Below are 13,323 nucleotides of genomic sequence, written 5' to 3'. Positions count from 1 at the left end.
ATCAACCCCCGAGGCTTGCTTCGGAATCTGGAATTTTTTTGCTGCTGCCAGCGGCCGGCGCCGACGAGGCGACCGGCTGTTTCTTTTCGACCGGGAACATCGTGTAGGACAGGGTGATGGTCTTCAAGTCCTTGAGTTCCGGCACGTTGACGATGTCTGGATCGACATAGAACACGACCGGCATGTCCAGCGTCTCGCCGGGCTTCAGCGTCGTGTCGGTGAAGCAGAAGCACTCCACCTTGTTGAAATAGGCGCCGGCCATTTCCGGCTGCACGTTGAACGAGGCGCGGCCGGTGATGGGGCGGTCGAACTTGTTGGTGGCGCTGTAATGCGCCTGCGTCGTCTCGCCGATCTTGATCGTCACCGAACGGGCGACGGGCTCGAACCGCCACGGAATGCCGTTGGTGTTGGCGTCGAAGCGGATGGTGATGTCGCGGTCGAGCACGCGGCCGGCATATTGCTTCTGGGCGCGCTGCGTGGTGCCGCCATAGCCCGTGACCTGGCAGAACATCTTGTAGAGCGGCACGGCAGCGTAGGCCATGCCGACCATGCCGGTGAAAAAGGCGAGGCAGACCGCGGCGACGATGCCGTTGTTCACCTTGCGGGGCTTGCTCACGTCGCCGCCCATCAGCCGCCTCCGAACAGACCCGAGCCGGTCAGGCTCGCGCCATGGTGGCCGAAGCGCGCGATGGTGACGACGTAGAAGATGATGACCAAAGCGGCCAGCGCCAAGCCGATGGCAACGGAACGATTGCGGCGCGCCTTCAGCTGGCGCTCGGTGAGCGTGACCAGTTCGATCTTCTTGTCGGCCACGATCATATCCCCCCCATGACGAGGGCGCGCCCGACCACGCAGTCGACGAGATAGGCGGCGAAGATGGCGAAGAGATAGAGCAGCGAATAGCCGAAGAGCGCCTTGGCCGGCTTCATCGCGCGGTCGCCGTCAGCCATGCCCAGCACTTTCCAGGCATACCAGACGAAGCCTAAGCCCAGCAGCGCGGAAACCACGCCGTAGCCGGCGGTGGTATAGCCGAGCGCCCAGGGCAGCACGCCGATCGGCGCCAGGATCAGCGCATAGGCAAAGATCTGCCGGCGCGTCGAGGCCTGGCCGGCCACATTCGGCATCATCGGGATGCCGGCGCGGGCGTAGTCATCGGACTTGAACAGCGCCAGCGCCCAGAAATGCGGCGGCGTCCACAGGAAGATGATCAGGAACAGGATCACGCTTTCGAGGCTGACCGATCCGGTCACGGCGGCCCAGCCGATCACCGGCGGGAAGGCGCCTGCGGCGCCACCGATGACGATGTTCTGCGGCGTCCAGCGCTTCAGCCACATCGTGTAGATGACGGCATAGAAGAAGATGGTGAAGGCGAGAAGCGATGCCGACAGCCAGTTGACCAGCACGCCGAGCGTCATCACCGACAGCACCGACAGGACCAGCCCGAAGGTCAACGCCTCGCCTGGCGTGACGCGGCCCGCCGGCACCGGGCGGGATGCCGTCCTGGTCATCACCGCATCGATATCGGCGTCGTACCACATGTTGAGCGCGCCGGAGGCGCCGGCGCCTATGGCGATTGCCAGGATGGCGACCATAGCGATCAGCGGATTGATGGCGACGGGCGCGGCGACCAGGCCGACAAAGGCGGTGAAGACGACCAGCGACATGACGCGCGGCTTCAACAGGGCGAAGTAATCGCCCGCTGTCGCTTCCGAGATGCGAAAGCCCGCGTCCTTCATCAATCTGTGGTCGGCAAGGGCCATGCGTACTTAAAGTCCATCATTCCGTTGGCCAAGACCGCCGGCTGTCCGGCGATCTCGTGATAGGGCTGCCTTACTTGATCTTCGGCAGCTGTTCCCACTGGTGGAACGGCGGCGGCGAAGGCAGCTGCCATTCGAGCGTCGTGGCACCCTCGCCCCACGGGTTGGCGCCGGCGACGCGCTTCTTCTGGAAGGCTTCGAACACGCCGTAAAGGAAGATCGCGACGCCGACGGCCGCGATATAGGAGCCGTAGGACGAGATCATGTTCCAGCCGGCGAACGCGTCAGGATAGTCGACTGTGCGGCGCGGCATGCCGGCGAGGCCGAGGAAGTGCTGCGGGAAGAAGATCAGGTTGACGCCGACGAAGGTGACCCAGAAGTGGGTGTTGGCGATCACCGGCGAGTACATATAGCCGGTCATCTTCGGGAACCAGTAGTACCAGCCGGCGAAGATCGCGAACACGGCGCCCAACGACAGCACATAGTGGAAGTGGGCGATCACGAAATAGGTGTCGTGCAGCGAACGGTCGAGGCCGGCATTGGCCAGCTGAACGCCGGTGACGCCACCGATGGTGAACAGGAAGATGAAGCCCAGCGCCCACAGCATCGGCGGCTTGAAGGAGATCGAGCCGCCCCACATGGTGGCGATCCAGGAGAAGATCTTCACGCCGGTCGGCACCGCGATGACCATGGTGGCGAACACGAAATAGCGCTGCGTGTCGAGCGACAGGCCGGTCGTGTACATGTGGTGCGCCCAGACGATGAAGCCGACCGCGCCGATCGCGACCATGGCGTAGGCCATGCCGAGATAACCGAAGACGGGCTTCTTCGAGAAGGTCGAGACGATGTGGCTGATGATGCCGAAGCCCGGCAGGATCAGGATGTACACTTCGGGGTGGCCGAAGAACCAGAACAGGTGCTGGAAGAGCAGCGGGTCACCGCCCTGGTCCGGCACGAAGAAGGCGGTGCCGAAATTGCGGTCGGTGAGCAGCATGGTGATGGCGCCCGCCAGGACCGGCAGCGACAAAAGCAGCAGGAAGGCGGTGATCAGCACGGCCCAGGCAAACAGCGGCATCTTGTGCAGCGTCATGCCGGGAGCGCGCATGTTGAAGATGGTGGTGATGAAGTTGATGGCGCCGAGGATCGACGAAGCGCCGGCAATGTGGATCGACAGGATCGCAAGGTCCATCGCGGGACCGGGCTGGCCTGACGTCGAAAGCGGCGGGTAGATCGTCCAGCCGCCGCCCACACCGAAGGCACCTGGCGCGCTCGGCACGAACATCGAGGAGAGCAGCAGGATGAAGGCCGGAGGCAGCAGCCAGAAGGAGATGTTGTTCATGCGCGGGAAGGCCATGTCCGGCGCCCCGATCATGATCGGCACCATCCAGTTGGCGAAGCCGCCGATGAGCGCGGGCATAACCATGAAGAAGATCATAATCAGGCCGTGCGCGGCGCCAAAGGCATTGTACATGCTCTTGCCGCCGTCGATGGCGGCGTCGCCTTGCATGCCGTAGACCATCTGCGCCAGACCGCTGAATATCTGGATGCCCGGTTCCTGCAGCTCCATGCGGATGGCGACCGAGAGCGCGCCGCCGATGATGCCGGCCATGATCGCGAAGATCAGGTAGAGCGTGCCGATGTCCTTGTGGTTGGTCGAGTAGACCCAGCGGACCCAGCCATGCGGCCTGTGGTCGTCGTTATCGTGAGCTGCAGCCTCTGCCATGTTCCGCTCCGTTCCCTAAATCTTGCTAACCCGCGGCATCAGTTGCCGGCGGCCGCTACCTTGTTGGTACCATCGATCTCGGCCATCAGCGCCTTGTTGGCGGCGGGCACATCGGTCTTGGCCGTTTCCAGCCAGGTCTTGAACTGCGCATCGGAAACGACGCGGACCGCGATCGGCATGAAAGCGTGGTCCTTGCCGCAGAGCTGCGAGCACTGGCCGTAGTAGAGGCCCTCCTTCTCCGCCTTGAACCAGGTCTCGTTGGTGCGGCCGGGAACGGCGTCCATCTTGATGCCGAAAGACGGCACGGCGAAGGAGTGGATGACGTCGGTCGCGGTGATCAGCACGCGGGTCGTGGTGTTGACCGGGACAACCAGCTCGTTGTCGACCGCGAGCAGGCGCGGATAGAGGGCGCGATCCTCCTTGCCGGCCTTGGCGCGGTCGCCATCCTGCAGAACCGCCGAGTTGAAGGAGAAGGTCTTGTCGACCTGGTACTCGTAATCCCAGTTCCACTGGTTGCCGGTCGCCTTGACGGTGAGCTTGGCTTCTTCCGGCGGCGTATATTGCGCGGTGAGCAGCTGGAAGGAGGGAATGGCGATGAGCAAGAGCACGATCACTGGCCCGACGGTCCAGATCACCTCGATCAGCGTGTTGTGGCTGGTTTTTGACGGCACCGGATTGGCGCTGGCGCGGAACTTGACGATGCAGACCAGCAGAAGCACCAGCACGAGAACGGTGATCGGGACGATGAACCACATCGTGTAGTTCCCGAACCGCTCGATCTGCCGCATCATGTCGGTGGCCGGAGCCTGGAAGCTCACCTCCCATTCCCGCGGCTGGTCGGCACGGGCCGCGGCACCGGAGAAGAGCACGGCCGAAGCTGCCGTACCTGCCAAGAATTTAGCGCTTGCCAGGAATTTCCTCATCGCCCTCTCGTCTCCCACTTCCCGCGATCTTGTCGCACCAATAGCGGACGATGCCGGGATTGGGAATCCCGGTCTGTCCCTGGGTGGTTCAAACCATACTCTTTTTCCCTCCGCAAGAAAGGAGCGGAGGAAACCGTGCGGCATTTTTGCGCGCAGCCCGAAGGCCGTGTTCAGCGCTCGCCATGCTATATGCCGGGCGGCCCCAATTCGGGCGAATTTGCTTTGGAAAAGCACGCAATTGCCGGTATCGGGGCGCACCGGCGACGGTCTCGTCCTTTACTTGGCCCGGGCGCAGCTTAAAGTGCCGTGATTCGCAATGGAGCCGTCATGACTTCCTGGCTTTCGAGAACCTTGGCGAAGGTCGTTCTTGCCGTCGCCTTGCTCGGCGTCGGCATAGCCGTTGGCGCCGCCGCCTCGCCGAACAACGCCACGCCGCCCAGCGGCACGGTGAAGTCGACGCATGGCGCATGGTCGATCATCTGCGACACGCCGGCGGGAGCGACCTCCGAGCAATGCGTGATGATGCAGAACGTCGTCGCCGAGGATCGCCCTGAAATGGGGCTATCGGTCGTGGTGCTGCGCACCGCCGACAACAAGGCCGAGATCCTGCGCGTGCTGGCGCCGCTCGGCGTTCTCCTGCCCAACGGCCTCGGTCTCAATGTCGACGGCAAGGATATCGGCCGCGCCTATTTCGTGCGCTGCTTCCAGGATGGCTGCTATGCCGAGGTGATCCTCGAAAAGCCGCTGCTCGACACGTTGAAGAGCGGCACCTCGGCCACCTTCATCGTCTTCCAGACGCCCGAAGAGGGCATCGGCATTCCCGTCGACCTCAAGGGCTTTGCGGAAGGCTTCGCCGCCCTACCTTGATCTTGCCGTCCACGCGCAGCGGCCGCCCCTCAGGCTGAGGCGCGGCGGTGATACGCGCTTGGCGGCCAGGAGGCTTGATGCGCGCGACGTTGTCCGTTTCCATTGCAAGTCTGGCGCTTGCCTACGTGGCCTCGGCGGCCCGGGCCGAGGATGCCGCAATCCTCCAGACGCCGGACCCCGCGACGGTTCTCGATATCGCCAAGGGCTTCGGCTCGGCCAGGATGGACAAAGACGACAATGGCGACCCGATGATTTCCGGCCGCGTCGAGGGCGTCAAATACCTGATCCATTTCTACGGCTGCGAAGACCACGAGAACTGCAAGTCGCTGCAATTCTCGACCGGCTACACCGATCCACTGACCGCCGACCGGGCCAATGCCTGGAACGCAAAATACCGCTGGGTGAAGGCCTATTCGGGCGACGGCTCGAACTTCAAGATGGATGTCAGCTTCGCCGGCGGCATCACCAGGGCCAATCTTGAGGAACAGTTCTCCAACTGGAACGCGATGGCCGGCAACATCAAGGACTTCGTCAACGGCAGGTGACGGCGTCGCAATCGCCGGCTTCAACTCGTTAGCGATTGTCTGAGGCCAGCTTCGCGCCTACATCCGGTGCAAGATTTGTTTCCACGAATGGATTTGCCATGAACAGCCTGATCGGCCAATTCGATATTTCCGATGATCGCGTCAAGGAGATCGTCACCGAGACCATCAAGGGCGCCGACGACGGCGAGTTGTTCCTCGAATACAGCGAAAGCGAGGCGCTGATGTTCGACAATGGCCGGCTGAAGACGGCCAATTTCAACACCGATCAGGGTTTCGGCCTGCGCGCCGTGGCCGGAGAGGCCACCGGCTATGCGCATTCCAGCGATCTTTCCGAAGCCTCCCTGCTGCGCGCGGCCGACGCCGTCTCGGCGGTCAAGGGCGGCTATTCCGGCACATTGGCCGGAGCACCCGCCCGTACCAACCGCCATCTCTATGGCGACGAGAACCCCATCCCCTCGCCGTCCTTCGAGGCCAAGGCCAAGCTGTTGCAGGAGATCGACGGCTGGCTGCGCGCGAAGGATCCGCGCGTGCGGCAGGTGACGGCCTCGCTGGCAGCATCCTGGCAGCATGTCGAGATCGTGCGCGGCGACGGCCAGATCGTGCGCGACATCCGCCCGCTGGTCCGCATCAACGTCTCGGTCGTGGTCGGCAGCGGCGACCGGCAGGAGAGCGGCTCCTACGGGATGGGCGGCCGCAAGAGCTTCGGCGAGTTCGTCAGCGAGGAAAGCTGGAAGCATGCGGCAAGCGAGGCGCTGCGGCAGGCGCTGGTCAATCTCGAGGCGGTTCCCGCGCCGGCCGGGACGTTTGACATCGTGCTCTCCAGCGGCTGGCCGGGCGTGATGCTGCATGAAGCGGTCGGCCACGGGCTCGAGGGCGATTTCAACCGCAAGAAGACATCGGCCTTCGCCGGCCTGATGGGCCAGCAGGTGGCGGCGAAGGGCGTCACGGTTGTCGACGACGGCACCATCCCCGAGCGGCGCGGCTCGCTAACCGTCGACGACGAAGGAACGCCTTCGGCGCGCAACGTGCTGATCGAGGACGGCAAGCTCGTCGGCTACATGCAGGACCGCCAGAACGCCCGGCTGATGGGCATGAAGGCGACCGGCAACGGAAGGCGCGAGGGCTATGCGCACCAGCCGATGCCGCGCATGACCAACACCTACATGACCGCCGGAGACATGGAGCCGGAAGAGATCATCGCCTCGGTCAAGAACGGCATCTACGCCGTCTCCTTCGGCGGCGGCCAGGTCGACATCACGTCCGGCAAGTTCGTGTTCGGCTGCACCGAGGCCTATATGATCGAGAACGGCAAGGTGACACAGCCGATCAAGGGCGCGATGCTGATCGGCAACGGTCCGGACGCCATGCACCGCGTCAGCATGGTCGGCAACGACATGAAGCTCGACAACGGCATCGGCACGTGCGGCAAGGCAGGACAGGGCGTGCCGGTGGGCGTCGGCCAGCCGCATCTGCGGATGAACCAGATGACGGTGGGCGGCACCAGGGTTTGAGGCGCTGGGCACGTCCCGCTATTCTCGCGTGCCTGCGGTGCTCACCCCACGGAGTCCACAATGTCGAAATCCGAAAGCCCATCAGAGGGCGCTGATCTGAAACCGGCAACGCCCTTTGCCCCGACGCGGCCAAAGGACGTGTTTGGTAGCCTACGGCCCCCTGGCAAGCCAAAAATGCTGGAGGATATCGACACCGCCCTGCTAGCTGAAGCGCAGCGGCGCCAAACTGCCATTTGAGACCGGTCTGCGGCAGCCTTCGCCCAACGCAAAACACAATCGCGTTAGAACATTATTAATTGTTCAGTTGCCTCGGCCTGCCTTTGCGCATTAGCCTGCGGCCAGTCTTCTCGTTGCGGTGGTGTCGGTAGTGCAGCATTCCCCAGGCGTCCTGACCTCTTCCCTCTTCCTTGGTTTTGCGTTGATCGGCGCGACTTCGCTACAAGCAGGCCCTGCGGCGGCGCAATCGTCGCTGTTCAAGCTAGCGTCGACACGACCTGCCGCCAGTTCCGCCACTGTCGGCGCAAGCACCAGCGTTCCTTATGGCTGGCTCGACTTCTGTCATCGTCGGCCGAAAGAATGCAAGGTGCCTGCCCTGCCGGCCGCCAGCGTCAAGCTGACAGCGCGGAACATGAGCATCCTCAAGCGGGTGAACCAGAAGGCGAACCGCTCGATCAAGCCCGTCAGCAACTACGATCACTGGGGCACGATGATGGACCACTGGGACTATCCCGTGGACGGCAAGGGCGATTGCAAGATTTACGCGCTCTACAAGCGCAAGCTTCTTCAGGAAGCAGGATTTCCCCGGCAGGCATTGCTGATGACGGTGGTTCGCGACCTGCACAACGAGGGCCATACCATCCTGACGGTGAAGACCGACAAGGGCGATCTCATCCTTGACAATCTGGTCGACGAGGTCAGGCCCTGGAACGCAACTGGCTATTATTTCCTGAAACGGCAGTCGCAGCAGAACCCGAACACCTGGGTTTCGATCAACCAGCGTGGCGGCACTGCAAAGCGGCTATCGCCGAGCTCATAGGCCGGATTGTCCGCCTGTCCCGTTCAGCCAGCATCGGCTGAAGCGCCGCGAGCCAGCGATCTCTTGATTTGCAGGCGATGAGCCGGGAAACCCCGGCCCATCGACGGAGAATTGCTGTCCAACCCTGCCGCTATTGTTTGCAGGGCGGCTCGCCCGGCTTGCCGCAGGCGAATTTCTTGTTGTTACCCTGCGGCGGTTGTTCCTTGGGCTGTTGTGGCAGACGCCGCGCCTGAGCGTTGGGGTTTTCCTGTAGCTTGAGCTGGCGCTGCACATTCTCGTTCGGTCGGTTGACCTTGAAGTTGCGCTGGACGTTGACTTCGGGGCCGACGGAACCTTCCTCGTTCTGCGGCCTGCGGAACTTCCTGGCCCGGTCGTTCCCGCCGGCGGAGCCCTGATTCTCGCCGGAGAAGACATCCGGATTGTTCTTCCTGAGCCGCTTCTGCATACTCGGCCCATTGTCGGCCGGCTCACCATTGACGGTCGGCGGTCTGCGGACCTTCTTGACGTTCCTGTCGATCGAGCCCTGGTCGGAGAACCCGTCCGGATTGTTCCTCCTCAGGTGCTTCCGCACGCTCGTCCGGTTGTCAGCCGGCTCACCATTGACGGTCGGCAGCTTGCCGAATTTTCTGCCTTTGTCGTTTCTGTTGGCCGAGCCCTGATCGCCTGGCTCGACTATGGACCGGCCGGCTGACAAATCCTTGCGCATCAGCCTTTTCGGTTTGCCGTTGCCCTGGTCGGACAACGCGTTGGGATTGTTCTTCCTTAACTTCTCCCGTGAGTTGAGTCCGTTGTCGGCCGGTAAGCCGTTGACGGTCGGCAGTTTGCGGAATTTCTTGCCCTTCCGCTGATCCGTGCCCTGCACTCCGGTCGCCGCGGCGCCGGCATTTCCCGTCGCCTCCTGGTTGCCCTCCACAATGCCTTGCTTGCCAAGCAGCTTCCTCGACCTGTCGTTGGGCAGATTCCGGCCGTTGAGCACCGGCTTGCCGTTGACGAGCGGCAGCGTTTTGCCATCGGCTCCCGGCAAGGCGTGGTCGGTTCCGAGCTTGCGGGTGGACAGGTTCTTCGACAGCGGACGCGCAGCACCAGGCTGCTGGCCCTGCGTCACACCCTGACCGGGCTTCAGCGGCAAGGCGCCCTGATTCTGGTTGAACTGGGCCTGACCGGATACGGCCGCCCTCTTCTTCAAGAGCGGCGGCAGCGCGATCCTGGCCGCCAGCGTCGCGCCGGCACCGATGGCAGCTCCGGTCATTTTCTGGCCGGTGGTGAGGCCGCCCTCTGCATTGCCGTCTGGCTGCCCGGCCTGATTGGCGGTCTCGTTGCGGATCGTGGTGTTATTGATGTTGTTGATGACGGTCGTGTTGTGGATGTTGTTGAAAATGATGTTGTCCGGCGGCGGCACGATGTCACGCGGCGGCCTGACCCAGACCGGCACGGGGACGAAGACCGGCGTCGGCAGGACGTAAACATCGACTGGCGGCGGAGGCGGCGGCAGCACGACAAAGTCCGGCGGTGGAGGAGGTAGGAATATCACGTCGACCGGCGGCGGAGGCTCGAAATCGAAATCGGGATCGTCGAAATAGAGCACCGGCCTATCGACATAGACGATTTCCTCCTCCGGCGGCGGCGGCACATCGTACACGATGACTGTAAAGCTCGCCGGTGGCTCGAGCTCGGCGTCGAAATGCTCCAGCCGGCGCCGCGCGTCCCAGGCATGCGGCCCGTGCGGATAGCGTTCGAGATAGGACCAGTAGGCCTCAGGCGTGTCCCGCAGCCATGTTTCACGCCAGGTGATCGCCTCGCGCCGCGCCGCGATGATGGCGCGCACGCGTTTGGCCATTGGGTCGTGCGGATAGGCGACGATGAAATCCTCGTAGCCGCGCATCGTGTCGCGATCGAGTGCCGCGAGATAGGCGTCGTGCGCATTGAAGTCGCGGATCGCCCTGGTCCGGTTAGTCCGTTCTTCGGCCTCGGAAACCTTCGGCGGCGGCGCGTCCGGAGCGCGCTCGAAGAAGACGAAAGGCACGTCGATCTTCGAGACATCCCATGGGATTTCGGCGCCCTGCGTCACCTCGTTGACGCGCAGCCGCGTGCGGTCGAAAACCTCATCGAGCGACAAGCCGCCGTCGCGCATCATCTCGGCGAGCGCCTGGGCATAGGCGCCGTATGGGCCCTCACCTTCCGGCGCAACCGTTCCGGGAGCGGCGTTGAACGCGATCAGCATATTGGGCTCGGGGTCGACCAGCGCCAGCCCGCTGGCCAGCGGCTGGCTCATTTTTGGGAGGGCATTCGGCCGGGCCGCGTCGAGGACGACTATATTAACCTTCGTCGGCAGTCCGGCCAGCGACTTGGTGATATCGGAGAGCCGCATGGCCTGGAGCGGCACGTCGGCCGGATTGGCGATCTGGGCATCGACCGGGAAGAAGTAGTTCTCGCCTTCGAACTGCACGCCACGGCCGGCGAGGTACACGAAAACGGTAGCGTCCGGACCGGCGGCGGAAACTTTCGCAAGGAAATCACGCAGCGCGCCACGCAGCGATTCCTGGTCGACATCGCGCGCGCCGACCACATCGAACCCGGCTGCTTGCAGGGTCTGCGCGATCAGACCGGCGTCGTTCGCGGAGGTGACCAACGCATCGGACGGATAGGCGGCGTTGCCGATGACGAAAGCGAGACGTTTCTGCTGTTGCGCGAGCACATCGGTCGCGGAGGCGACGGTGAACGCGATGAGAAGAACGAGAAGACCGATGACTTTCCGAAGCGAGAGCATAGCAATTCGCCATCCTTGTTCGCCATCCATCCCACGCGATAACGCCGGGGAGGCAGGAATGTTTCCCTAACAGCGAAATTAAGGTCCGGCAAAAAGGCGGCTTTAGGGCGCGATTTCACCGAAAGAACAGAGACTTCACAATTTTTCCAGCGAACCTCCGGCAGTCGACTAGCGCCGCCGCTTCGGCTTCTCCAGCAAGGCCACGGCCTCGACATGCGACGACCACAGGAACTGGTCGATCGGGGTGACACTTTTCAGCGTATAGCCGCCGTCGAGAAGGATGCGCAAATCCCGCGCCAGCGTCACCGGATTGCAGGACACGGCGGCGACCAGCGGTACGTCGGAGCGGGCGATCTGCTTCGACTGATCCTCGGCGCCGGCGCGCGGCGGGTCGAAGACCAGGCCGTCAAAGGCGTTCAACTCCTTGAAGGTCAGCGGCCTGCGGAACAGGTCGCGGCGTTCGCTGGTCACCCTCCTCAGGCCGGTGGCGAAGCGGTAGGCGCGATCGAGCGCGGCAAGTGCCGCGGCTTCGCCTTCGACGGCATGAACCTCGGATTTTGCCGCCAGCCGGAGCGCGAAGCTGCCGCAGCCGGCAAACAGATCCGCGACCTTCTTGGCGCGCGACAGATGCTGGCCGACTAGGCCGGCCATCGCCTGCTCAGCGGCTTCCGTCGCCTGCAGGAAGGCGCCAGGCGGCACGGCCACGGCGACCGGTCCGAACTGCACCACCGGCTTCTTCGGCTCGACCAGGATCTCGCCGTCGACGGAAAGCCGCGCCAGGCCCTCGGCCATGACGAAGTTGGAGGCGATGCGCCGCTGGTGGTCGCCAAGCATGCCGGCCTCATGGACGGCAATGTCGAGGCCGGAAGCGGTGACGGTCACCGTCATATGAAAGGCTTTCGGCGTGGCGCAGACCAATCCGGCCAGGGCGCGCAACTTAGCGAGCGCCGAGACGATCGCCGGCAGCGAGATCGGGCATTCCTCGATCGGGATGATCTCCGAAGACAAAGCGCGCACGAAGCCGAGCAGCATGCCGGCCTCGGTGCGCCGGGCGCTGAAGGTGACACGGCGGCGGCTGTGCGGCGCGCACGGCACCAGCGCGGCGACCTCGCAAGCGATACCCTTGGCCTTCAGCGCCTGCACGACTTTTTCGCGCTTCCATTCCTGATAGGCTGCGGCCTCGTAGTGCTGCAGCGCGCAGCCGCCGCATTCGGTGAAATGGCGGCAGGCCGGGTCGGTCCTGAGCGCCGAGGCTTCCAGCACCGACATCAGCGTGGCGCGGTCCTTCTGGCGCGCGGCGGTGACTGTCTCGCCCGGCAGCGTGAACGGGACAAAAACCTCCCCGCCCTCGGCGTTGGCAATGCCGTCGCCCTGGGAGCCCAGCCTGGCGATGGTGAAGCGTGTGCTCATCCCGAACCGGCGTCCTTTATGGCGGCGAGCAGGAACTCGCGGTTGCCGTCGCCGCCTTCGATCGGCGACGGGTGAAGTCCCAGCACGCGCCAGCCGAGAATGCCGGCGAGCCAATCGCGCAGATTCCCGGCAATGCGCTCGGCATCGCCTGGATCCTTTAGCATGCCGCCCTTGCCGATCGCCTCGCGGCCGGCCTCGAATTGCGGCTTGACCAGAAGGACTGCCCTGGCGCCCTCGCCCGCCAGCTCAAGCGCCGGCGGCAGCGCCAGCTTCAGCGAGATGAAGCTGACATCGCAGACAAGGAAATCCGGAACGCGGCCGCCGAGATCGGCTGCCGTCAAATCTCGGGCGTTCAGCCCTTCGATCATCGTCACGCGCGGGTCCCCGGCAATCTCGGGATGGATCTGGCCGTGGCCGACATCGATCGCGGTGACATGCGCCGCGCCTCGCTCCAGCAGCACCTGGGTGAAGCCGCCGGTCGAAGCGCCGATGTCGAGCGCCTCGCTGCCGGAAGGATCTAGGCCGAAACGGTCGAGGCCGGCGATCAGTTTCAACGCCGCCCGCGACACATAGGCCTGGGCCGGATCGTCGATGGCGACCAGGCAGTCCGGTGCAACGGGCTGGCCGGGCTTGCGGGCAATTGTGCCGTCAACCGTCACCGTGCCGCGCTCGATCGCGTCGCGGGCGCGCGAGCGGCTGGCAAACAGGCCGCGCCCGACGAGCAATTCGTCGAGCCGCTGGCGCCGGCTTAATGGCAATGGGGAACTCATCGGCCTTCATTGGC

Annotated in this window: 13 protein-coding genes; 5 read left to right on the top strand and 8 right to left on the bottom strand. The window is 63.9% G+C overall.

Annotated elements, in window-relative coordinates; genetic code table 11:
* Position 1: 1 nt before the first annotated feature.
* The 5 genes from EJ068_RS25025 to coxB all read right to left on the bottom strand — a co-directional run bounded on the left by EJ068_RS25025 (position 2) and on the right by coxB (position 4,403).
* Positions 2 to 628, bottom strand: a complete 627-nt coding sequence (locus tag EJ068_RS25025) for a cytochrome c oxidase assembly protein (RefSeq protein ID WP_129554921.1) — start codon at positions 626 to 628, stop codon at positions 2 to 4.
* A complete protein-coding gene (locus EJ068_RS25020; RefSeq protein ID WP_127251375.1) occupies positions 628 to 819 on the bottom strand; it encodes a hypothetical protein in 192 nt (63 codons plus the stop codon). The genes EJ068_RS25025 and EJ068_RS25020 overlap by 1 nt, the downstream gene beginning before the upstream one ends.
* A complete protein-coding gene (locus tag EJ068_RS25015) occupies positions 816 to 1,760 on the bottom strand; it encodes a heme o synthase (RefSeq protein ID WP_127251374.1) in 945 nt (314 codons plus the stop codon). Before EJ068_RS25015 ends, EJ068_RS25020 begins: the two co-directional genes overlap by 4 nt.
* A 70-nt stretch (positions 1,761 to 1,830) precedes the next feature.
* Entirely contained in the window at positions 1,831 to 3,480 is a 1,650-nt protein-coding gene (ctaD, locus tag EJ068_RS25010; protein WP_127251373.1) for a cytochrome c oxidase subunit I, read from the bottom strand.
* 38 nt (positions 3,481 to 3,518) lie between these two features.
* Entirely contained in the window at positions 3,519 to 4,403 is an 885-nt protein-coding gene (gene coxB / locus EJ068_RS25005; protein WP_126078559.1) for a cytochrome c oxidase subunit II, read from the bottom strand.
* Positions 4,404 to 4,730: 327 nt separating this feature from the next.
* Between coxB and EJ068_RS25000 the strand changes: the two genes are divergently transcribed.
* The 5 genes from EJ068_RS25000 (at position 4,731) to EJ068_RS24985 (ending at position 8,362) form a co-directional block, all read left to right on the top strand.
* Entirely contained in the window at positions 4,731 to 5,270 is a 540-nt protein-coding gene (locus EJ068_RS25000) for an invasion associated locus B family protein (RefSeq protein ID WP_126078560.1), read from the top strand.
* Between the two features lie 77 nt (positions 5,271 to 5,347).
* Entirely contained in the window at positions 5,348 to 5,815 is a 468-nt protein-coding gene (locus EJ068_RS24995) for a YbjN domain-containing protein (RefSeq protein ID WP_127251372.1), read from the top strand.
* 98 nt (positions 5,816 to 5,913) lie between these two features.
* The gene (gene tldD, locus EJ068_RS24990) at positions 5,914 to 7,326 is read left to right on the top strand and encodes a metalloprotease TldD (protein WP_127251371.1); all 1,413 of its coding nucleotides are present in this window, start codon (positions 5,914 to 5,916) and stop codon (positions 7,324 to 7,326) included.
* Positions 7,327 to 7,386: 60 nt separating this feature from the next.
* Positions 7,387 to 7,563, top strand: a complete 177-nt coding sequence (locus EJ068_RS32785; RefSeq protein WP_189342219.1) for a hypothetical protein — start codon at positions 7,387 to 7,389, stop codon at positions 7,561 to 7,563.
* Between the two features lie 130 nt (positions 7,564 to 7,693).
* Positions 7,694 to 8,362, top strand: coding sequence for a transglutaminase-like cysteine peptidase (locus tag EJ068_RS24985; protein WP_189342220.1), 669 nt, complete (start codon positions 7,694 to 7,696; stop codon positions 8,360 to 8,362).
* A gap of 130 nt (positions 8,363 to 8,492) precedes the next feature.
* Here the strand turns inward: EJ068_RS24985 and EJ068_RS24980 are convergent, their stop codons facing one another.
* From EJ068_RS24980 to EJ068_RS24970, 3 genes are all read right to left on the bottom strand, one after another.
* Entirely contained in the window at positions 8,493 to 11,129 is a 2,637-nt protein-coding gene (locus tag EJ068_RS24980; protein ID WP_129554920.1) for a caspase domain-containing protein, read from the bottom strand.
* A gap of 168 nt (positions 11,130 to 11,297) precedes the next feature.
* Complete coding sequence (locus EJ068_RS24975) at positions 11,298 to 12,539, bottom strand: class I SAM-dependent RNA methyltransferase (protein WP_127251369.1); 1,242 nt, start codon at positions 12,537 to 12,539, stop codon at positions 11,298 to 11,300.
* Entirely contained in the window at positions 12,536 to 13,309 is a 774-nt protein-coding gene (locus EJ068_RS24970) for a TlyA family RNA methyltransferase (RefSeq protein ID WP_127251368.1), read from the bottom strand. The genes EJ068_RS24975 and EJ068_RS24970 overlap by 4 nt, the downstream gene beginning before the upstream one ends.
* Positions 13,310 to 13,323 lie beyond the last annotated feature (14 nt).

Origin of the sequence: Mesorhizobium sp. M2A.F.Ca.ET.043.02.1.1, from assembly GCF_003952405.1 — a bacterium.
In the GTDB taxonomy this organism is placed as follows: domain Bacteria; phylum Pseudomonadota; class Alphaproteobacteria; order Rhizobiales; family Rhizobiaceae; genus Mesorhizobium.
This window is presented reverse-complemented; position numbering and strand designations above follow the sequence as displayed.